Annotated in this window: 8 protein-coding genes and 3 pseudogenes; 10 read left to right on the forward strand and 1 reads right to left on the reverse strand. The window is 72.9% G+C overall.

What is annotated here, in order from left to right:
- The first annotated feature begins 30 nt into the window (after positions 1-30).
- The 6 genes and pseudogenes from Sfulv_RS17625 (at position 31) to Sfulv_RS17650 (ending at position 12,492) form a co-directional block, all read left to right on the forward strand.
- The gene (locus tag Sfulv_RS17625; RefSeq protein ID WP_173317950.1) at positions 31-1,737 is read left to right on the forward strand and encodes a glycerol-3-phosphate dehydrogenase/oxidase; all 1,707 of its coding nucleotides are present in this window, start codon (positions 31-33) and stop codon (positions 1,735-1,737) included.
- A 377-nt stretch (positions 1,738-2,114) separates the two neighbouring features.
- Entirely contained in the window at positions 2,115-4,130 is a 2,016-nt protein-coding gene (locus tag Sfulv_RS17630; RefSeq protein ID WP_173315135.1) for a serine/threonine-protein kinase, read from the forward strand.
- A 181-nt stretch (positions 4,131-4,311) separates the two neighbouring features.
- Positions 4,312-7,049 (forward strand): annotated as a pseudogene (locus Sfulv_RS17635) (serine/threonine kinase C-terminal domain-containing protein).
- Between the two features lie 123 nt (positions 7,050-7,172).
- A complete protein-coding gene (locus Sfulv_RS17640; RefSeq protein ID WP_173315138.1) occupies positions 7,173-8,834 on the forward strand; it encodes a serine/threonine-protein kinase in 1,662 nt (553 codons plus the stop codon).
- A gap of 157 nt (positions 8,835-8,991) precedes the next feature.
- A pseudogene (locus Sfulv_RS17645) lies at positions 8,992-10,619 on the forward strand (succinic semialdehyde dehydrogenase).
- A 47-nt stretch (positions 10,620-10,666) separates the two neighbouring features.
- Positions 10,667-12,492 (forward strand): annotated as a pseudogene (locus Sfulv_RS17650) (GMC oxidoreductase).
- Positions 12,493-12,845: 353 nt separating this feature from the next.
- On the opposite strand, the gene Sfulv_RS17655 reads toward Sfulv_RS17650, so the two are convergent.
- Positions 12,846-13,148 (reverse strand): chorismate mutase, encoded by a 303-nt coding sequence (locus Sfulv_RS17655; RefSeq protein WP_173315141.1) that lies wholly within the window; start codon positions 13,146-13,148, stop codon positions 12,846-12,848.
- A 360-nt stretch (positions 13,149-13,508) separates the two neighbouring features.
- Here Sfulv_RS17655 and guaA point away from each other — a divergent pair, with 360 nt between their 5' ends.
- The 4 genes from guaA (at position 13,509) to Sfulv_RS17675 (ending at position 22,736) form a co-directional block, all read left to right on the forward strand.
- A complete protein-coding gene (guaA, locus tag Sfulv_RS17660; protein ID WP_173315144.1) occupies positions 13,509-15,101 on the forward strand; it encodes a glutamine-hydrolyzing GMP synthase in 1,593 nt (530 codons plus the stop codon).
- 121 nt (positions 15,102-15,222) lie between these two features.
- A complete protein-coding gene (locus Sfulv_RS17665) occupies positions 15,223-15,978 on the forward strand; it encodes an SAM-dependent methyltransferase (protein ID WP_173315147.1) in 756 nt (251 codons plus the stop codon).
- A gap of 145 nt (positions 15,979-16,123) precedes the next feature.
- Positions 16,124-17,392 carry a hypothetical protein gene (locus Sfulv_RS17670; protein WP_173315150.1) on the forward strand — a complete coding sequence of 423 codons (1,269 nt, stop codon included), beginning with the start codon at positions 16,124-16,126 and terminating at the stop codon, positions 17,390-17,392.
- 112 nt (positions 17,393-17,504) lie between these two features.
- Entirely contained in the window at positions 17,505-22,736 is a 5,232-nt protein-coding gene (locus tag Sfulv_RS17675) for a wHTH domain-containing protein (protein WP_173315153.1), read from the forward strand.
- The last annotated feature ends 50 nt before the right edge of the window (positions 22,737-22,786 follow it).

The following is a 22,786-nucleotide window of genomic DNA, read 5'->3' on the forward strand; positions in this document are numbered from 1 at the left end:
CCGTACACCCCGATCTACCGGGAGGCAGCAGTGAGGACAGCGACACTGGGACCCGCCGAGCGCACCGAGGCGCTCGCCGCGATGGCCGAGCGCGAGTTGGACGTGCTGGTCGTGGGGGCGGGCGTGGTCGGCGCCGGGACCGCGCTGGACGCGGCCACCAGAGGGCTCTCGACCGGTCTGGTCGAAGCGCGCGACTGGGCGTCCGGCACGTCGAGCAGGTCGAGCAAGCTGATCCACGGAGGGCTGCGCTATCTGGAGATGCTCGACTTCGCGCTCGTACGGGAGGCGCTGAAGGAGCGCGGGCTGCTGCTTGAGCGCCTCGCGCCGCACCTGGTGAAACCGGTCGCGTTCCTCTATCCCTTGCAGCACAAGGGCTGGGAGCGGTTGTACGCGGGCTCGGGCGTCGCCCTCTACGACGCGATGTCCGTGTCCTCCGGGCACGGCCGCGGTCTGCCCACCCACCGGCACCTCTCCCGCCGTCAGGCCCTGCGGGTCGCCCCCGCCTTGAAGAAGGACGCTCTCGTCGGGGCCCTGCAGTACTACGACGCCCAGATGGACGACGCCCGCTATGTGACCACGCTGGTGCGCACCGCCGCGGTCTACGGCACGCACGTGGCGAACCGGGCGCGGGTCATCGGATTCCTCCGCGAGGGGGAGCGGGTCGTCGGGGCCCGCGTGGAGGACGTCGAGGCCGGCGGCGTCTACGAGGTCAGGGCCCGGCAGGTGGTCAACGCGACCGGGGTGTGGACGGACGACACCCAGGCGCTCATCGGGGAGCGGGGGCAGTTCCACGTCCGGGCGTCCAAGGGCATCCACCTGGTCGTGCCGAAGGACCGCATCCACTCCTCCACCGGGCTGATCCTGCGGACCGAGAAGTCCGTCCTGTTCGTCATCCCCTGGGGCCGGCACTGGATCGTCGGCACGACGGACACCGACTGGGACCTGGACAAGGCGCACCCGGCGGCGTCCAGCGCCGATATCGACTATCTGCTCAAGCGGGTGAACTCCGTCCTGGCCACCCCCCTGACCAGGGACGACGTGCAGGGTGTCTATGCGGGGCTGCGTCCCCTGCTGGCGGGGGAGTCGGACGCGACCAGCAAGCTGTCGCGCGAGCACACGGTGGCGCATCCCCTGCCAGGTCTCGTCGTCGTCGCGGGCGGCAAGTACACGACGTACCGGGTGATGGCGAAGGACGCCGTGGACGAGGCGGTGCACGGGCTCGACCAGAGGGTGGCGGAGTGCGTCACCGAGGACGTTCCGCTGCTGGGCGCCGAGGGCTACCGCGCCCTGTGGAACGCGCGGGCGAGGATCGCGGCCCGCACCGGGCTGCACGTCGCCAGGCTGGAACATCTCCTCAACCGCTACGGCTCGCTGACCGAGGAGCTCCTCGACCTCATCGCCGCCGATCCGTCCCTGGGCGCACCGCTGCCCGCCGCCGACGACTACCTGCGCGCGGAGATCGTCTACGCCGCCTCGCACGAAGGGGCCCGTCACCTCGACGACGTACTGACGCGGCGTACCCGGATCTCCATCGAGACCTTCGACCGGGGCGCGCGCAGTGCCCGGCTCTGCGCGGAGCTGATGGCGCCTGTGCTGGGCTGGGACAGCGGCCGCATCGAGCGGGAGGTGGAGCACTACCAGAAGCGGGTGGAGGCGGAGCGGGAGTCGCAGCGCCAGCCGGACGACCAGACGGCCGACGCGGCGCGGCTGGGGGCGCCCGACATCGTGCCGATCTGACGCGCCGGGCCCCCGGCCGGAGCGCGACGCGTCCGTGCCGGCGCGGGAGCTGAGGGAGGGTGAGGGCAGGGGAGCGTCCGGTGGGGCGGTTCTCTCCCGGGCCCGGCACGGGAAGCTCCGGTGCGGCCCGAGGAGTAGAAGTCGTACGGGGGGTAGGTGCTGCCGTGGGGCGGCGGCACGGGCCGCCGGTGCCCCTCTGGACTACGGGCCGGGGTAGGGAGGAAGCTGCGGGTGCCGGATGTGGTTCGCTGGGCGGGCTCACCGTTTCCGGTCCGGTCGGACCTCGTCACGGCCGAGCCCGACCCGGCACCAGGACCGGGCCCGGGGTGAGGGACAATGAACGCTCTGCCAGGGCGGGTTGATCGCAGAGGGGACGCATGTCGGAGGCGGAGCAGGCACGGGAGCCCCAACGGGACAAGCCCGCACGGGAGAAGGAAGACCGTCTTCTCGCGGGGCGCTACCGGCTCGGGGAGGTGCTCGGCCGGGGCGGTATGGGCACGGTCTGGCGCGCCGTCGACGAGACGCTGGGCCGCACGGTGGCGGTCAAGGAACTGCGGTTCCCCTCGGCCATCGACGACGACGAGAAGCGCCGCCTCATCACGCGCACCCTGCGTGAGGCGAAGGCGATCGCCAGGATTCGCAACAACGGTGCGGTGACGGTCTACGACGTCGTCGACGAGGACGATCGGCCGTGGATCGTCATGGAACTCATCGAGGGCAAGTCCCTCGCCGAGGCGATCCGTGAGGACGGGACGCTGACGCCGAGGCGCGCGGCCGAGGTGGGTCTCGCCATCCTCGACGTGCTGCGCCAGGCGCACCGCCAGGGCATCCTGCACCGCGACGTGAAGCCGTCCAACGTGCTGATCGCCGAGGACGGCCGCGTCGTGCTGACCGACTTCGGGATCGCGCAGGTCGAGGGCGACCCGTCGGTCACCTCGACGGGCATGCTCGTCGGGGCGCCCTCGTACATCTCGCCGGAGCGGGCCCGCGGGCACAAGCCCGGACCGCCGGCCGACATGTGGTCGCTCGGCGGACTGCTGTACGCGAGCGTCGAGGGGAGCCCGCCCTACGACAAGGGGTCGGCCATCGCCACCTTGACGGCCGTGATGACCGAACCCCTGGACCCGCCCAAGAACGCGGGGCCGCTGACGGACGTCATCTACGGCCTGCTGGCCAGGGAGCCCGAAGACCGGCTCGACGACGCCGGTGCGCGGGCCCTGCTCAACGACGTGATCAGTGCTTCGGAGGAGCCCGTACCCCCGCCGGCGTCTTCGACGCAGGTCATGGCCCTGCCCACGGACGCCGAGATCGCGGCGGCCGGTGCCGGGGCGCCGTCCGAGCGGAAGCCCAAGGCCGCTGCCCCTTCCGTCCCCAAGCCAAAGCCCAAGGCCGCGGCTGTCCCGGCCGCGGCGGCCGCCGCGGCAGCAGTGACCGGTGGGTCCGGCGGGTCCGGCGACGGAGCACGGGAGCGGCTGCGCGGCGCGCTGCGTTCCGCACGGAACGCCAAGGCGACGCCCGCGCAGGCGGGAGCCACGGCCTCGGCCGCGGGTGTGTCCCCGCAGCGTCCGGCGAGCTCTCCCGCCACCGGGACCCCCGCCTCGCTGACGGACGTGGTGCCGCGCCGCACCCTGGCCGTCATCGCGGGCGTCGTCGTCCTCGCCGTGCTCGGCACCGTCCTCGCGCTCAGCCTCGGCGGCGGTGACGAGGACGCCAAGGGCGGTGGCAGGACCGGGGGCGACACCTCCGCGTCGGCGGGAGCCGCAGGCGGCTCCGACGCCTCAGGCAAGGAGACAGGCAAGGAGACCGGCGCGGGCACCGGCGAGGCCACGGACGGGAGCCGAGAGAACGGCCAGGGCGCGGACAAGGGGCAGGACAAGGCGTCCGACAAGCCCTCGTCCGACCCGAAGACCGACCGGCCCGGCCCGGCCGACGCGCTGCCCGCCGGATACGAGACGGTCACCGACAAGCGGTTCCACTTCGGCATGGCGATACCCGGCGACTTCACGCCCTACAGGATCGCGGGAAACAACTCCGGCCGGATATACGCCGTAGACGGCGGCTTCCCGCGCGTCCAGGTCGACTACACCAGCTCACCCGGGGAGGATGCCGCCGCCGCTTGGGCCGGGGCGGTGGCCAGCACGCGCGCCCTCAGCAACGGCTACAAGCACCTCGGCATAGACACGGTGAAGTACAACGGCTACCCGACCGTCGCCGACTGGAACTTCGAGCGGAACCAGAACGGCCAGCGCATCCGCGTCCTGAACAGGGGGTTCAAGGTCGACGCCACGCACGGCTACTCCATCATGGTCAGCTGCAAGGCGAGCGAGTGGGACGGCAAGGAGTGCCGGACGCTCCGCGAGACGGCGTTCGCCACCTTCAAGCCGGCCGACTAGCCCGCCGCCGAACGGCCGGGTTGCGGTGACCCGGCCGCGTGGCGGTGACTTGCCACGTATCGTGAGAGGCCGAGTACCGCACACAGCCGGAATGACAGGTCAATTGCAGGGCAGGCGACCGGGACCGACGGCCTCACCGCGATCTCGGTGACCGGGGGACAGCGCGCTCTGGGGAGGCGTCGTGGACGATTACGCGGGTCGGGTGCTTGCCGACCGCTATCGCCTTCCGCTGCCCCCGTCCGACGAGTACGAACTGGTCGAGACCCGGGCGTTCGACACCTACAGCGGCCAGGAAGTCCTGGTCAGGCAGGTGCCGTTGCCGGAGGTCGTGGACGCCGAAGTGCTCGACGAGGGCCGGGACCCGCGCGAATTCCGGGCGGACGGGCCGCCCCCGTCGCGCGGCGCGCCACCGGCCGTACGGTGCGCAGGTCCACGGACCCGGCGGTGCGGCGCGCGATCGAGGCGGCCCAGGCCGCGGCGCAGGTCCCCGATCACCCCCGGCTCGACCAGGTCTTCGACGTCTTCGCCGAGGCGGGCTCGCTCTGGATAGTGAGCGAACTGGTCGCGGCCCGCCCGCTCGCCGCCCTCCTCGCGGAGCGGCCGCTCAACCCGTACCGGGCCGCCGAGATCGGCTCCGACGTGCTGACCGCCCTGCGGGTGCTCCACGCGCACGGCTGGACCCACCGCAACATCACCGTACGGACGGTGCTGATCTGCGACGACGGCCGCGTGGTGCTGACCGGCCTGGCCGCGGGGGCGGCCGAGGAGGCGCTCTGCGGGTATGTGCCGACGCCGCGCTCCGACGACCAGGACTCCTACGCGCCCCCCGGGGTCGAGTCGGGCCCCACCGGCCCGTACGTGCCGCCCGCCGGCCCGGAGCCCTACCTGCCGGAACCCGCCGCCGGGTTCCCGGCCTCACGTGCTCCCTCGGCGCTCGACGCGCCGTCCGGGACGCCGTCCGGCGCGGCGCCGCCGGCGGCCGACGGCCAGGAGCTCGTACCCCGGCCGGCGCACCCCGCAGTCCCCGTCGCCGAGCCGGGCGCCGGGAGCGCCGCCCATCTGCGTGCCGCGCGTGCCGGGGCCATCGCGGCCTACCGCGCGGGCGCCGGCGCCGCGGGCCGGGCCGACGACGAACGGGGCCGGGCCGACTACGAACAGGACGACGAGGCGGACACCGGGACGGGCGACGAGGACGGACGGTACGCCCTCCCGGACCAGCGGCCCTTCGCCGAACGGCCGCTGCTGCCCGGAGCGTGGAGCTCCACGGCCGAGGACCCGTACGATGACGAGGACGAGGAAGCGGGAGAGGGAGGGGACGGCGGCGGGTACGAGCCGCCCGGCCGGCGGGTGCATCTGGCCGGTACGTGGGACGACGGTCCCGGCGCCGGACGTCCCGTGCCCGCGGGCGGCTCCGGTGAGGACGCGCTGCGCGCCGACTCCCGCCGCCTCGGCGGCCCCTCCCAGGGCCCCGGACACGGCGACCCCCGGGAGCGCCGCCCCCTGCCCGTGGGCGCCCCCTCGGGCGGCTGGGAAGAGGTCGTCGCGGACACCACCCACGGCGCCCCCGCGTACCACGGCCCCGCGACCCCGCTCGCCGCCGAGCGCGCACGCCAGGCACGGATCGCCGTCGTCGGCGCGGTCACCGAGCGCTGGGCCCCCGAACAGGCGGGCCCGGTCCACGAGAACTGGCAGCTCGCACCGCCCATCGGCCCCTCCACCGACCTGTGGGCACTCGGCGCGCTCCTCTACCGCGCGGTCCAGGGCCACGCCCCGTATCCCGAGGAGAGCGCGGCTGAGCTCGTCCAGATGGTGTGCGCGGAGCCGCCCGCCTTCGCCGAGGAGTGCGGCGCGCTCCGCCCGGTCGTCGAGTCGCTGCTGCGCCAGGACCCCACCGAACGGCCCGAGTTCGAGGAGCTGCGCGGCTGGCTGCGCTCCCTGGTCCGCTCGGCGCCCGAGCCCGAGGCGGGCATCGACGTCGTGCCGCTGCCGTCCCCCGACGACACCCGGCTGCCTGTCGTACGCCGCCGGGGCGAGCTGGTCCGCAGGCGCCGCGGCCGCTCGGGCGGGTCCGCGCACGGGCGGCACCGCCAGGGCAAGCAGAAGCCGGTGTACGAGAAGCCGGTGTACGAGCAGCCGCGCTACGAGCAGCCGCGCCGCGAGCCCAGGCCGCCGCGTGAGCCCAAGGGGCCCAAGGTGCTGCGCACCCCGCCCCGGCGCGACGACGAGCACTCGCCGCGACGGCTGGGGCGGCTGCTGCTCGTGTTCGTCCTGCTCGCCATGGCCGCCGCCGTCGCCTACGCCCTGATGTTCATGCCCAGGAGCGAGCCGGACGCGGGCACCGGTTCGCGGGGCGCGTCGTCCGTTTCCCCGGCCCCCGGCGAGGCGGAAAGCCGGGCGCCCTCCGAGGACACCTCGGAGCCGGACGGTTCGCAGCAGCCGCAGACCAGCCGTTCGGCCGCCGCGCTCGCCGCCGGGTACGTCCTGCGCGAGGACGCGGAGGGTTTTGAAATCGGCGTACCCAAGGGCTGGCAGCGCAGCCCGGCCACGACGGACCGTCAGATCCGTTACGGGAGCGACGGCTTCACCCTGCTCGTCGTGCCCGGCCGTGACACGGTGCAGGCCAACGGCGGCGATCCGCTCGACTACCAGCGTGACAAGCAGCCCGAACTCCAGCCGTTCCGCGACTCCAGCTGGTCGTCGTCGATGGGGCTGCGCCGGGTCGACGTGGGCCGACAGGCCATGGCCGAAGGCCAGTTCACCTGGCAGGAGAGCGGCGGACGCGAGGTCTACGTCCGCAACCTGGTGATGATCGTGGACGGCCGCTACCACACCGTCCAGGCCATCGGCCCGGAGAGCGAGCGCGACCGCGTCACCGAGATCTACCAACAGGCCATCGCCTCCTACCGCGTTGCTCCCTGAGCGCCCCGCGCACCATCCGCCCCGCGGCCGGCATCACAGTGCGGTCTCGTCAGCGGTCCGAGGTTCCATGCCCGTCCGTCCCCTCCGTAACCTGGCACCCGAGGGAACGGGGCGGGGACACACGTGGAACATTCGCAGGGCACTGACGCGGGACCCGTACTGGCCGGGCGCTACCGGCTCGGTGAGGTCCTCGGCCGGGGTGGCATGGGCAAGGTGTGGCGCGCTCATGACGAGGTGCTGCACCGGACGGTGGCCGTCAAGGAGCTGACCGCGGGGCTGTACGCGGCCGAGGCCGACCGGGCCGTGCTGCACGCCCGTACGCAGAAGGAAGCGCGTGCGGCGGCCCGTATCACCCACCCCGGTGTCGTCACCGTCCATGACGTCGTCGAGTACGACAACCGCCCCTGGATCGTCATGCAGTACGTCGACGGTCCCTCGCTCGCCGACGCGGCCAGGGAGTCGGGCGAGATCGAGCCCCGGGAGGCGGCCAGGATCGGCCTCCACGTGCTGAGCGCCCTGCGCGCCGCGCACAGAGCCGGGGTGCTGCACCGTGACGTCAAGCCGGGCAACGTCCTGCTCGCCCGTGACGGACAGGTGCTGCTCACCGACTTCGGGATAGCCGCGATCGAGGGCGACTCCACCATCACCCGTACCGGCGAACTCGTCGGTTCGATCGACTACCTGGCGCCCGAGCGGGTACGCGGCGGCGACCCCGGGCCCGCCTCCGACCTCTGGTCGCTCGGCGCCACGCTGTACACGGCCGTCGAGGGGCGCTCGCCGTTCCGGCGGACGTCCCCCCTCTCCACCATGCAGGCGGTCGTCGTCGAGGAACCTCCCCCGCCCCGCCGGGCGGGTCCGCTGGGCCCGGTGATCACCGCGCTGCTGCGCAAGGAGCCCGGGGACCGGCCTACCGCGGCCGAGACGGAACGCATGCTGCTGGACGCCATGGAGGGCCGCGAACCCCGGGAGGCGCAGGCGTACGTACCGACCCAGCTGATCCCCGGCGCGGCGCGGCGTGGGCACCCGGCACCGGACGGTTCGACGGCGCGGCTGCCGCGGCCGGGCCGGGCGTACGCCCCGGCCACCCTCGCGGGACCCGCCGGCGCCCCCGGGTACCGGCGGCCCGGCGGCGGCCGGTGGCGCCCGGTGCTCGCCGTACTCGCCGCGGTCGTCGTGCTCGGTACGGCGGCGGGTCTGCTGGCGGCGCGGTACGACGAGGACGATGACGGTTCGCGTACGGGGGGGAGCGTGTCGTGGGCCATCCACACGCCCGCCCCGGGCACGCCGAATCCGTCGAGCGACCCGGAGGAGGCGGACCCCGGGATACCCGACGGCTGGCACCGGGTCCAGGACCCCGCGGGCTTCAGCATCGTCGTCCCGCTCGACTGGCGGCGACGGACGGAGGGCAGCCAGATCGACTACACGCCGGACGACGGCAGGCACCGCGTCCGCATCAGCATCGACCCCTCGCCGGACTTCGAGACTCCGTTCGCGCACACGCGGAACATCGAGAAGGACCTGGCGAAGCGGCTTCCCGGGTACACCCGCCTCGGCCTGCGGTCGAACACCTACCGGGACCGGCCCGGCTGCCTGTGGGAGTTCACCTGGGTCGAGGCCGGGGACCACCCGGGCCCCCGGCACGGGATCGACCAGCTGTACTACGCGGAGACCGGGGGGCCGGAGTACGCGCTCTACATGACGGGCCCCGAGGAGGACTGGCCGGTCAGCCGCGAGCGGTTCGACACGATGCTGCGGAGCTGGCGGCCGCCCGGCGGCAACGGCTGAGGCCGGAAGGAGCCGCTGATCAGCGGTTATGCGGCCAGCGATCACTGGCTTGGTTGACGGGTCCGGTGGCGGGCCTGTCCACGGGGCGTCGTGGGTTGGGAGAAAACCTATTACCGACGGGTACCCAAAGAGTGCGGCTGCACCTACTCTCGCCCTCATGACGGACTCGCAGGTATCCACGGTCTCCTCCGGCGCCATCCTGGGCACCAACCCGGTCGCGCCCGCCCCGGCGGGCGCGCGCACCGCCGCCGAGGTGGTCACCCCCGAGGTGATCGCCCGGCTGACCCGTGGCGTCGTGGGTTCCGGCCGTACCGCCAACCACACCCCGTTCACGGGGGAGAAGCTGGCCGACCTGCCCGAGTCCACCCCGCAGGACGTGGCGACCGCCTTCGAGCGGGCCCGGGCCGCCCAGCCCCTATGGGCCGCGATCCCCGTACGCACCAGGGCGGCGGTGCTCCTGCGCTTCCACGACCTCGTCCTGGAGCGCCAGGCCGAGGTCCTCGACCTCATCCAGCTGGAGACCGGCAAGGCCAGGCCGCACGCCCACGAGGAGGTGCAGGCGGTGGCCGTCGCCGCGCGGCACTACGGCCGCAGGGCGGCCTCGTACCTCAGGCCCAGGCGGCACACCGGCGTCCTCCCGATGCTCACCAAGGTGACCGAGCTCCGTCAGCCCCGTGGAGTGATCGGCCAGATCGCCCCCTGGAACTACCCGCTCGAACTGTCCGCGGGCGACGCCCTGCCCGCCTTCGTCTCCGGCAACGCCGTCGTGATGAAGCCCGACACGGAGACCGCGCTCACCGCCCTGTGGGCCCGTGAGCTGCTCATCGAGGCCGGGCTGCCCGCCGAGGTGTTCCAGGTCGTGATCGGGGAAGGCCCGGTGGTCGGTCCCGAGGTCGTCAGGCACGCCGACTACGTGTCGTTCACCGGCTCGACCGGCACCGGGCGCCAGGTCGCCCAGGGCGCCGCCGCCCGGCTGGTCGGCGTCTCACTGGAGCTCGGCGGCAAGAACGCGATGCTCGTCCTGGAGGACGCCGACGTGGAGAAGGCGGCCGCGGGCGCGGTCCGCGCCTGCTTCTCCTCCGCGGGCCAGCTCTGCATCTCCATCGAGCGGCTGTACGTCCACGACTCCGTCGCCGACGACTTCGTGCGGCGCTTCGCCGAGCGGACCAGGGCCATGCGGCTCGGCAACTCCCTCACGTACGGCGCCGACATGGGCTCGCTCGTCGGTGAACGGCAGCTGGAGACCGTCACCCGCCATGTCGCCGAAGCCGTCGAGAAGGGCGCGACGCTCGTCGCGGGCGGTGTCGCCAGGCCCGACATCGGCCCGCTCTTCTACGAGCCGACCATCCTCGACGGGGTGCGGGAGCCGATGGCCGTCTGCGAGGAGGAGACCTTCGGGCCCGTCGTCTCGATCTACCGGTTCAGCGACGAGGACGAGGCCGTACGTCTCGTCAACGCCACCCCTACGGCCTCAACTCGAGCGTGTGGACCAGGGACGGCAAGCGCGGGCACCGGATCGCCGCCCGGCTGCGGACCGGCACGGTCAACATCAACGAGGGGTACGCGCCCGCGTACGGCAGTGTCCAGTCCCCGATGGGCGGGATGAAGGACTCCGGTCTCGGCCGCCGCCACGGCTCCGAGGGCATCCTCAAGTACACGGAGGCCCAGACCGTCGCCCAGCAGCGGCTGGTCCCCCTCGCCCCCTCCTTCGGGATGGACGACGAGAGGCACGCGGCCCTCATGAGCGCCGGGCTGAAGGCGATGAAGGCGTTCCGCCTGCGCTGACCGCCCGCCCCGCAGTCCCTTCCGCCCTTTTCGTACCGAGGAGAGCCATGTCCCAGGACAGCCCTGTCCAGAAGCGGCCCGCGCCCGAGGTGGCGGCCGACGACGAGAGCTTCGACTACGACGTGCTGATCGTCGGCTCGGGCTTCGGCGGCGCCGTGTCGGCGCTGCGGCTGACGGAGAAGGGCTACCGGGTCGGCGTCCTGGAGGCGGGCCGCCGGTTCACCCCGGCGACCCTGCCCAAGACCTCCTGGGACATCAAGAACTTCCTCTGGGCCCCGGCCCTCGGCCTCTTCGGCATCCAGCGCGTCCATCTGCTCGGCAAGGTGATGGTGCTGGCGGGCGCCGGGGTCGGCGGCGGCTCCCTCAACTACGCCAACACGCTGTACGTCCCGCCCGCCCCCTTCTTCGAGGACCGGCAGTGGGCCGGCATCACCGACTGGCACGACGAGCTGAAGCCGTACTACGACCAGGCCAGGCGGATGCTGGGCGTGCGGCTCAACCCGACCACGACCGCGTCCGACGTCCATCTGAAGGCGGTCGCGCAGGCCATGGGCGTGGGCGACACCTTCCACCTCGCCCCTGTCGGCGTCTTCTTCGGGGACGGCGAGGACGCCGACGGTACGGCGAAGGCGCGGCCGGGTGAGACGGTCCCCGACCCGTACTTCGGCGGAGCGGGCCCGGACCGCAAGGCGTGCACCGAGTGCGGCTCGTGCATGACGGGATGCCGGCAGGGCGCGAAGAACACCCTCAACGAGAACTACCTGCACCTCGCGGAGAAGGGCGGCGCCGTCATCCACCCGATGACGTCCGTCGTCGCCGTCACGGACGACCCGGATGGCGGCTACCTCGTGTCGACCGTCCCGACCGACCGCCGGAGGAAGGCGGAGCCCACCCGGCTGCGCGCCCGGAAGGTGATCGTGGCGGCCGGGACGTACGGCACGCAGACGCTCCTGCACACGATGAGGGACCAAGGGCTGCTGCCCCGGCTCTCCTCCCGGCTCGGGGAACTGACCCGGACCAACTCCGAGGGGCTCGTCGGCTCGCAGACCAGCGACCGCAGATACCGCAGGAAGCACGGCGCCGCGAAGGCCGACTTCACCCGGGGTGTGGCCATCACCTCCTCGATCCACCCCGACGCGAACACCCACATCGAGCCCGTCCGTTACGGCAAGGGCTCCAACGCCATGGGCGCGCTGACCATCCTCCAGGTGCCGTACGGCAGCCACCGGGTCCTGCGCTGGGCCGGCGGCATGGTCAGGCACCCCGTGCAGGCCGTGCGTTCCCTCTCCAACCGCCGCTGGTCGGAGCGGACCATCATCGGGCTGGTCATGCAGTCGCTGGACAACTCCCTGACGACGTACCGCAAGCCGGGCGGCCTCGGAAAGGGCCTGCTCACGGCGCGGCAGGGGCACGGCGCACCCAACCCCACCCAGATCGAGGCGGCGACCCGCGGCGCGACGCTGCTCGCCGAGGAGATCAACGGCTTCGCGGGTCGAACATCGGTGAGCTGATGGGCACCCCGCTCACCGCGCACTTCCTGGGCGGCTGCCCGATCGGCGCGGACGCCGAGTCCGGCGTCATCGACCCGTACCACCGGCTGTACGGCCACCCCGGGATCTCGGTCGTCGACGGCTCGGCGGTCTCCGCCAACCTGGGCGTCAACCCCTCGCTGACGATCACCGCGCAGGCGGAGCGCGCCATGTCCTTCTGGCCCAACAAGGGCGAGGGCGACCCGCGCCCGGCGCAGGGGGAGGCGTACCGGCGGCTGCCGGCGGTCGCGCCGCGGAAACCGGCGGTGCCCGAGGACGCGTTCGGAGCCCTGAGGCTGCCCTTCCTCGGCATGCCCCCGGTGCCGCCCAAGGCGAAGCGGTAGCAGGCGGCCCGGCCTCGGCCTGCGGGGGAGTGCCCCGGGCGTCGGACCAGAGGGCCGCGGGGCGCGCGGCCGTGGGAACCGGATGCGGCCGGTCCGGGCGTCCCCGGAACCGGCCGCAGCGGGGTGACCGGGCTGCTGTCCCCTGCCGACCGGTCACATGCGCCGGGATGCGGTCCCACGACGTACCCGCGGTACGCCGCACACCCCGGTGGAGCCATGTGTGGTCTCCTGCCGTCGCCGCCCCTGGCCGGCACGGACACCGGGACCAACGAAGCCGGTGCGGCGCCGGTCACGCGCCGTACGGGTGAGGCCCGGCCCGGACACGGGATACGGCCCTCCCGCCTCCGCGCGCCTCACACCCGCCCGCGGCTCAGTTCCAGCAGCGTCATGGCGAGCGCGGTGCCGGGCCTGCCGAGCGCCCGCCTGTAGTGGCCGAGGACGTCCATCTCGCGGGAGAGGTTCACCCGGCGGCCCCCGGAAGTGATCCTCGCCTCCTGGATGACGGCCGAGACGGCCATCCGCTCCTGGACGAGGCCGATGATCCGGTCGTCGAGGGTGTCGATACGGGCGCGGGCGTCGCCGATCAGGGAGGCGGCCTCGTCGGTGTGGGCGCCGGTCTCCTCGGTGGACGTCCGGGCGGGAGCGGTGCTGCTCATGGGATGACTCCTGGTGGGGTGCGGCCCCCGGAGCGACGGGCCCGGAACGCCAGAACGCCCCGGGCCTGTCGGCCCGGGGCGCCTGGAACGTTGCTTGTCAGTAGCTCAAGCAGCACGACCATGGCAGCCGGCGGGCCGGTTGCCATAGGTAAAGACGAAGGTCGTGTGCTGACGCATGGCCCCAGTATGGCCCCGCCCCGGCGGCCGGGCCAGAGCCGGGCCCGGATGGTGAGACGGCGGGCGGGCGGGGCCCGCCGCGGCGCTCACCGGGAGGGGAAGTCCGCCGGGCGGGGGGAGGTGTTCCGCGGCCGGTAGAATTGGGCGTACCGACCCCCTCTCCACCGCCGGAAGGCCGCTCCCGTGCCAGCAGCACCCCCCGCCGCCCCCGACACCACCACCGACGTGGTTCTCGTTGTCGACTTCGGCGCGCAGTACGCCCAGCTCATCGCCCGCCGTGTCCGTGAGGCGCGGGTCTACAGCGAGATCGTCCCGTCCACCATGCCGGTGGCCGAGATGCTGGCCAGGAACCCGCGCGCGATCATCCTGTCGGGCGGCCCGTCCTCGGTGTACGCGGAGGGGGCGCCCACCCTGGACCGCGCGCTGTTCGAGGCCGGGGTCCCCGTCTTCGGCATGTGCTACGGCTTCCAGCTGATGGCCACCATGCTGGGCGGCACCGTCGACGACAACGGCGCCAGGGAGTACGGCCGCACCCCGCTCTCCGTCTCCAAGGCCGGCTCCACGCTCTTCGAGGGCACCCCCACCGAGCAGCCGGTGTGGATGTCGCACGGCGATGCCTGCTCCGCCGCCCCCGAGGGCTTCACCGTCACGGCGTCCACGGACGTCGTCCCGGTCGCGGCCTTCGAGAACGACGAGAAGAAGCTGTACGGCGTCCAGTACCACCCGGAGGTCATGCACTCCACGCACGGCCAGCAGGTTCTGGAGCACTTCCTCTACCGCGGTGCCGGCATCGAGCCGACCTGGACGACCACCAACGTCGTCGAGGAGCAGATCGCCCTGATCCGCGAGCAGGTCGGCACCAAGCGCGCCATCTGCGGGCTCTCGGGCGGGGTGGACTCCGCGGTCGCCGCCGCACTCGTCCAGAAGGCCATCGGCTCCCAGCTGACCTGTGTCTACGTCGACCACGGGCTGATGCGCAAGGGCGAGACCGAGCAGGTCGAGAAGGACTTCGTGGCCGCCACGGGCGTCAAGCTCAGGGTCGTCGACGCCGAGAAGCGCTTCCTCGACGCGCTGGCCGGCGTCTCGGACCCGGAGCAGAAGCGGAAGATCATCGGCCGCGAGTTCATCCGCGTCTTCGAGCAGGCCCAGGCCGAGATCATCGCCGAGGTCGCCGGTGGCGAGGACGTCGCCTTCCTCGTGCAGGGCACGCTCTACCCGGACGTCGTCGAGTCCGGGGGCGGAACCGGTACCGCCAACATCAAGTCCCACCACAACGTGGGCGGGCTTCCCGAGGACATCGAGTTCCAGCTCGTCGAGCCGCTGCGCCAGCTGTTCAAGGACGAGGTCCGGATGGTCGGGCAGGAGCTCGGCCTGCCGGAGGAGATCGTCCAGCGCCAGCCCTTCCCCGGCCCGGGTCTCGGTATCCGGATCGTGGGCGAGGTCACCAAGGAGCGGCTCGACCTGCTCCGCGACGCGGACGCCATCGCCCGCGAGGAGCTGACCGCGGCCGGCCTGGACCGTGACATCTGGCAGTGCCCGGTGGTCCTGCTCGCGGACGTGCGGAGCGTCGGCGTCCAGGGCGACGGCCGCACCTACGGCCACCCGGTCGTCCTGCGCCCGGTCTCATCGGAGGACGCGATGACGGCCGACTGGTCGCGCCTGCCGTACGAGACGCTGGCGAAGATCTCCACCCGCATCACCAACGAGGTCGCCGACGTCAACCGCGTCGTCCTCGACGTGACGAGCAAGCCGCCGGGCACCATCGAGTGGGAGTGACCCCACCCGGACCGGACCCCTGGCGCCGCCGCCCTCCCCGGAGGACGGCGGCGCCGCCGCGTTCCGGGCGGCCCGAAAACCGGTGGCGCCGCCCGGCGGGCGCGTGCGAGGCTCCGCGCTCATGTCCGCAGACCAGATCCGCGCCCTGATGTCCGCCGCCCACAACGACCGTCTGACCTGGAACACCCCGCTCTCCGAAGAACACGCGGCCCGGCTGGTGGCCGCCTGCGACCCCGCCGAAGGGGCGCGGATCGCGGACCTGGGCAGCGGGTGGGGCGAGCTGCTGATGCGGCTCGTCGAGGCCGCCCCGGGCGCCACCGGTGACGGGGTGGAGACCGACCCGGAGGCCGTGGAGCGCGGCAGGCGCCTCGCGCGGGAGCGGGGCCTCGACGAGCGGGTCCGGTTCCACGAGGTGCCCGCCGCCGACTGGACCGGTGGCGACTACGACCTGGCCGTGTCGATCGGCGCCGCGCACGCCTGGCCCGGGTCCGCCCCGGAGGCGCTGAAGGCTCTGCGGGCGGCCGTGAGGCCGGGCGGCCGGGTGCTGTTCGGCGACGGGTTCTGGGAGCGGGAGCCCTCGCAGGCCGTACTGGAGGCGCTGGAAGCCGAACCGGGCGACTTCCCCACCCTGCTCGGACTGATCCGGCACGCCGAGGCCGCCGGGCTGCGCGCGCTCCAGGTGACCGTCGCCGACCAGCGCGAATGGGACCTCTTCGAGTCGGAGGCCAACATCGGCCGGGGTGAGCGCTGGGCACTGGCGAACCCCGCGCACCCTCTGCGGGACGGGGTCCTCGCCGCTGTCGACGCCCGCCGTACCGGTTACTACGGCGGTTACCGGGGAACGCTCGGCCTCGCCTACCTCGTACTGAGCGCCTGACCCTGGGGCGGCGGACCAGTCGCCCATTCCGCCGGAAAGCGCCGCCCTTTCGCCCCGATGCGCTGCCCACCGGCCCCGTACGGCACAATTCGCAGAAATCGCAGACGAGTTGGCCGGGCACGGACAGGAAAGGGCGGCGTTCTTCGTGGCGTTGGACGAGGCGAGAAAGAGCAGCACGCACGGCGGTGGCTGTACGTGCGGCGACTGCCCGCACGGAGCACGCGAAGGGCACAGGAGGGCGGTCGCGGCCTTTCTCGTCAAGCGGGACGAACTGGCCGCGGGTACCGGACTGCCGGCCGGGGTCGCCCAGTCGGCCTCCGCCTCCCGGCAGTGGGTGTCGGACGAGCTGACGGAGTCGGCCCGTACCGTCGCCGACCGCGCCCGGGAGGCGGGTGACGTCTGGCTCCACCACGTCTGGCGGCGCACGCTGCTCGTCGTCTGGGGCGGGGTCGCCGCCCTCGTGATCGGCGAGACGGCCACCGCCGTCGGTGCGGGCTGGTCCACCGCCCGCACCGCGGGCCTGGCCGCCGGGCTCCTCACCGCGGGGCTGCTGACCGGTGCCGCCCGCTTCCACCGGGCCCGGGGCGGCCTCCTCGCCCCGCTGATCGGCGAGGACAACCGGCTCTCCACCTCCCGTACCGTCGCCGCCTCCTGGGTGCTGCTCGCCGTCTTCTCCGTCCTCGTCCTCGCGCTCCAGCTGGCCGGTGCCTCCGCGCACGAGGACCGTGACGAGCTCATCGAGGGCCTGGACCTGGTGCGCTCCGCCGGAGTGCTGACCGTCCTCGCGCTCGTGTGCGCCGTCGCCGTCCTCGTACGGCGGGTGGTGACCGTACGCGTCCTGGCCCAGCGGCTCCAGAAGCTGAAGGCCGACCGGCCGCGCGCCGCGGACCTGCTCACCGACGACTCGGGGCGCGGCAGCTTCACGGACGTCCAGTACGTGCTCGTCAGCGCCGTGGCGGTGCTCTTCTCCGCGGTCCGCCTGGCCCGCCGCCCCGAGCAGCTTCCCGACCTGCCCTGGGGTCTGGCGCTCCTGGTGGCGGTCTCCGCGGCGACGTACTTCGCCGGGAAGTACGCGGAGGGCGGCCGTCCGGTCATCCTCTCCGTCGTACGGACCCGTGAGGCCGGGGATCTGGACGCCCCGATCCGCACCGGGGACGACATCGAGATCCGCGGCGCCGGTTTCGTACCGCCCGGGGCGGGAAGCCCGGACCGGCTGGCCCGGATGGTCGTCAGGATCGGCCGGGTCCACGTCCACGTCCCGTTGATCCCCGTCGCCGGCGGCTTCGCCAATCCGACCGACACCGTGCTCACCGTGCCGGTGCCCGTGGAGGTGGAGCCGGGAGTCGTGGACGTCCAGGTCGTCACCGCGGCCGGGGTGGAGACGAACCGGGTCGCCATCGACGTGACCGACTGAGGTGTGAGCGACTGCGGTGTGAGCCAACTGTGCGCGGACGCAGCCCGGTTGGTCCCCCGCCAGTACGATTCCAGGAGTCCGGCAGGCGGCGGCGACGGGATGCGTGACCGGGATGACAGTGGACAGCTCAGCAGCACACCCGACCGGGAAGGGCCCCTCGCACCGGGCGCTGCTCCTGTTCGTACCGGAGTACGCCTCCACGGCCTGGCAGCCGCTGGGCTACCTGGAGGACGAGTACCGCGAACTGCGGGACGCCCTCGCCGACCAGGGGTACGCGATCGATCCGGGGAGCGACTGCCGCACGTTCGACAGCAAGGAGCTCGTCCAGTCGATCGCCCGGTTCGTCGCCGGCGCGCGGGAGGGTGAGCACCTGATGGTCTTCCTCAGCGGCCACGGCTTCCACCACGACGGACAGCACTGGTTCGCGGGCTCCGACTCCTCCGTCAGGACGGGCAGCGCGCAGTCGCTCTCCACCACCAACCTGAACCTGGAGCACGACTGGGCGCAGCAGGCCGCCCGGAGCGCCGCCGCGCAGATCCTCTTCGTCGTGGACGCCTGCCGCGACCGGCTGGAGGAGGGCGACAGCGCGGTCAGGATGCCGTCAGGCACGGACAAGCTCGGCTATCTGATGGCGTGCGAGCCGGAGAGGCCCGCGGCGGTCACGGGCCCGGACGGGGCCCGCTTCAGCCTCTTCACCCAGGCGTTACGGGAGGTGCTCGCCGACGCCCAGGGCCGGCTGCTCGCCGACCGGCTGTGCACCCTGCTGGAGTCCGCGATGGCCGATCTGCGCATGCGGCAGTCGAATCCGCCGCCCCCGCAGGTGCCCCGGCTCAGCGGCGACACCGGCGGCCCCCGGTTCGTCGTGCTGCCCGAGCGGCCCACCGAGGGCCGGCGGGTCCGGCTGGTGCGCGGGCACCCGGTGTGGGACAAGGTCGCCGACCAGCAGGAGGCCGAGGAGTGGCGGACGCAGGCCGAGACCGTGGTCCGCACCCTCGACCGTGAGCTGGTGTGCGAGCGGGAGAAGCTGCGTGACGACCCGTGGCTCGACTGGGAGTCGGACCTGCGGGCCTCCGCGCGCCTGGCGGAGCTCGTGGAGCGCACCGAGGTCGCGGCGTTCACCCCGGCCGAGGCGGCACTGCTCGCGGTGGTGCCCGCGCTGTACTTCGGCTTCCGCGTCCGGCTGGCGGCGCGGGCCGACTACCGGGACCTGCGCACCGAGTGGGACCAGTACCCGAGGCTCCAGCGGCAGACCGACCCCCGTGGCGGAACGGACGGTCCCCGGGGCGACCGCCAGGGGGTCGCCGGGGCCTCGCGGCGCGACCGCGGGGTGGCCGAGGCGTGGGTGCTCCACCAGACCCGCTGCGATCCGGGGAACGCGCACGACCGCTCCGACGACCTCGTCCGCTTCCTCCAGAGCATGCTGGCGGGCACCGACGAGCTGGAGGAGGAGTTCAGCCCTCCGCTCGTGTCCTGGCTGTTCCGGGCCATGCGGCACGGCGCCGGTGTGCTGGCCGAACCACCGGTCCTGGCGGCCCGGCCACCCAAGGACGGGCCCGCCTGCCAGCGGGTCGGGCTCATGCTCTGCGTCGCCCGCCTCATGTCGCTCGACCGCAGCGAGCTCCCCTCGGTACTCGTCGAGCACCTGGGGGGCCGCGAGCCCATCGGGCTGGCACGCGTACGGCTCGCCGTCGACGGGGCCCGGTGGTCCATGCCGACCGAGAGCAGGGGCACCCTCACGCTGACAGCGGAGTGCGGTCACCAGGCGTTGATGGTCGCCCTCCAGGAGCAGGTGCAGGCGTTGGACGGGCTGTTCTGCAGCAATCTGCGCATTCCCGGGCTCGCCGACCTGCCGAGCCGGGCGTCGGACATCGAGGTGAAGCCCGAGCTGGACCCCGAGACGGGCGAGCCGCGGTTCTATCCGATCGCCACCCGGTTCGGCCTCGACGCCACGCGCGTACGGGATCTGCTCACAGGCGAGGCGCTGTACGGGGACCGCCACCTGGCCATCCGCGAGCTCTACCAGAACGCGATGGACGCCTGCCAGGTGCGCGAGGCCAGAGAGCGGGTCCTCGCCAAGCCGGGGGAGGAACTGGGCTGGAAGGGTGCGATCGTGTTCACCCAGCGGTTCGACCGCACCCGGGGCCGCTGGTACGTCGACTGCGTCGACAACGGTTCGGGCATGGGCCGCCGCGAGCTGCTCCACTCCTTCGCGCAGGGCGGGGTCAGGCTCTCCCATCTGAGCTCGTTCCAGGAGGAGATGCTCACCTGGCAGCGGCTCGGCATCACCGTCCAGCAGAACAGCCGCTTCGGCATCGGCGTCCTGAGCTACTTCATGATCGCCGACGAGATCGAGGTGATCACCCGCAAGTTCCGGCCGGACGGCAACCCGGAGTCCACCGCGCTGCGCGTCACCATCGACGGCCCGGAGCACCTCTTCCAGGTGGCGCAGTGCCAGGAGGAGCCGGAGTTCGCCCGGGACCTCTGCGGCACCCGTATCCGCCTCTACCTGCGCGAGGACCTGAAGAACTTCTCGTGCGTGAAGGTGCTGCGGTCCGTGCTGGGCGTGGCCCGGTACCGCACGGAGGCGGAACACGAGGACGCCGACGCGGAGACCTGGGAGCCGGAGGTGTACAGCAGCAAACCCGATACGGGGACCGACCCGGCCATCGTGGCCGCGGGGGCCCTCGCCCCGGTGCCCGGTGGCAAGGTGTTCTGGTGCGAGCGCGGCGGAGCCCTGCTGGTCGACGGCATCTCGGTGCGCGGGCACTGGTTCCGGGGGGACGGTGCCGAGGCGCGGGGCAGGGGAGAGGAGATGACGGTGCGCGGGGCCGTCGTCAATCTCCGGGGTCCGGTGCTCCAGACATCGGGCAAGAAGGAGCTGCCCCGGCTCTCCGTCAACCGGTCCGAGATCATCGACGAGGTCGCTCCCGCCCTCTTCGCCCTGCTCGGCAAGAAGGAGGCGGCCCAGGCCCTGAGCGTGAGCGAGGTGCTCACGGTGGCGTGGCTGGAGAAGATCTCGGACGGGGCGCCGCGGATCGCCGACGCGATCGTGGCCGGGCTGGTCAGAGTGGGCGCGGAACTCGTCCACCAGGACGGGACCGCAGCCCTGCGTTACACCGGTTTCTGGCTCGGGGACCGTGAACTGAGGGCCATCTGGGTGGGCGGGCGGCCGTTCGGGCGGCGCAGCTCCACGTACAGGGCCCGGGACCGGTCCACGCGCCTCCCGGCGCACCTCGCGCTCTGGCGCTACACCGCCCACTTCCCGCTAGAGGTCCGCGCGGCACTCGGAGACATGTGTCCGCCCGACCTCGGCACCGTACGCCTGCGCCCCGCGGCGCCTTCGGACTCCGGGCTCCTGGGGCACAGCCGGGAAGGAATGGAGGATGCGGAGACCTTCTGGGACGCATGGGTCGCGCCCGCGCAGCTGTACGAGCGGGCCGAGAGGTTGCACGAGTCCCGCGGGTGGGCCGCCGGGCGTCTTGCCGAACTCGGGCTGACCCTGCCGGTGCCGGAGAAGGCCACACTGCTGCCCGTCACCGAACTGCTCCGTCTGACCAGCGCGGACGCCGACGGTCTCAGGCCATCGGTCCGCCCGGGCGACGCGATCGGACCGCGCCAGCTGATGAGCGTGTGCCGGGACAGCGGGCCCCGGGAACTGGCCGAGGTGCTGGAACTTCTCCAGGACCTCGGATACGACATATCGCTCTGCTCCACGTTCCTGGACCCGGAATCGGTGGAAGCCGCCCTCTTCCGCGACCTCGAGAGACACCGTCCGGCGCGGACCTCAAGCATCTTCGCGGATGTGGTCAACCACGAGCACATCGTCGAGCTGGCGGAGGCGCAGGGTCTCGGCGTCCACGAGGTGCGCGGGGTGCTCAGCGCGTACGGGTGCCCGACGCAGAGCCCCGACGATCTGAGCGACCTCAGCACCGGCTGGTACCTCACCGAGCCCGGCCCGGAAGACGGCCGCCCGGTGGCCTGCCTCGCCGATGTGTACCGGATGGCGCGGGTGAAGAACTGCACGGCGGACCGCGCGGTCCGCCTGCTGGAGGCACATGGCTGTTCCGTGGACGCCGGGCTGCCAGGGGACGCGCTGCCCGCGCAGGCAGCCTTGGATCTGCTGGTACTCCCGGTAGCGGAACGGGCCTCGCTCGACCTCCGCGGGCCCGCCACACTCCTGGATCTTCACGCGCTGGCCCGGGAGACGTACAGCTCCCTCCCGGCGATCGCCCGGCTGCTGCGCTCCGTCGCGGTCGACGTTCCGTACGGAGACCTCCCGGACGCCCTCGACAGGGACGATCTCGTGCTGCTGGCCCAGGACGGCGATGCGGCCGCCAGCTTGCGCAACGGTCTCGACCCCCGGGTACCGGTGCCGGTCGCTCATTTGGCGATCACGTCCGGACGGCTGGGCTGGACCGTGACGGCGGTACGGGACCGGCTGGTCTCCCGGGGCATGATGTGCGCCGAGCTGCCCGATCCCCTCTTCGACGCGTACGACGAGCGGACGGAACGGTTTCTGGCCGGGCACTGGGTCCCGTACGAGGGGAAGACCGAGCATGAGACGGTCCCCCTCGCCCATGTGATCCAGGCGGCCGCCGAACTGGGCTGGGAGCGCGGGCGGACCGCGGAGGCGATGCGGCTCAGAGGACTGGGCGTCCCCGACGCCTGGAGCGACAGCCTCCCGGAGGTGCGTGACACCGACGAGATCCTGCTCAGAGAGAACGGCATCCCGTACGCACCCTGGGTGGGACTGCACCACGTCTCCTCCCGTCACATCGTGCTCGCCGCCGACGCGGCCGGTCTGACCGTGGACGAGGCTCGCGCCCGTCTGCGGGCGCTCGGAGCCCTCGTGGAGACGCTGACAGCGGACGAGGAGGGCTACAACGAGACGGATTGGCTGAGGGAGCTGCCGGACAGGAGCTTCTCGAACGTGTTCCACGGTCTCCATGGCGGCATGCGCGACGATCTCTCCGTCCGTCCCGCCTTCGTCGGGATCGTCTCGCACCTGACCAAGCTTTCCCCGTACGAGGTCGCCAGAACCCTCCGAGCCGCCGGCGCCGCGGTCTCGCCCGACGACTACCCGCCCGAGCCGTTCCGGCCGGAGAAGCTGCTCCTGCTGAGGGACGACGCCGCACACGACGGCGACTGGATTCCCCTCGGTGAACCCGTCGGCCTCGAACACCTCCTGCTCGCCGCCCACCGGCTCTCCACCGACGTCACGGACGTCGCGGAGCAGCTGCGCGCACTCGGTCTGGACGTACCCGACGTGGCCGCGACGGTGGCCGGGGCCTGGGCGCTGGTGCCCCGGGCGGCGGCCTCCGCTGACCGGCCGCGCACCCGATGAACAGCGCGGTCACCGCGTACGTATGGTCAGGGGACGGACGAGGGAAGGCA

Source organism: Streptomyces fulvorobeus (assembly GCF_013167895.1).
Lineage (GTDB): Bacteria > Actinomycetota > Actinomycetes > Streptomycetales > Streptomycetaceae > Streptomyces > Streptomyces fulvorobeus.

Excerpts from the sequence above, each read along its gene's own strand:
- Sfulv_RS17675 (WP_173315153.1), top strand. The coding sequence starts at position 17,505 with ATGACAGTGGACAGCTCAGCAGCACACCCGACCGGGAAGGGCCCCTCG.
- Sfulv_RS17655 (WP_173315141.1), bottom strand. The coding sequence starts at position 13,148 with ATGAGCAGCACCGCTCCCGCCCGGACGTCCACCGAGGAGACCGGCGCC.
- Sfulv_RS17630 (WP_173315135.1), top strand. The coding sequence starts at position 2,115 with ATGTCGGAGGCGGAGCAGGCACGGGAGCCCCAACGGGACAAGCCCGCA.
- Sfulv_RS17665 (WP_173315147.1), top strand. The coding sequence starts at position 15,223 with ATGTCCGCAGACCAGATCCGCGCCCTGATGTCCGCCGCCCACAACGAC.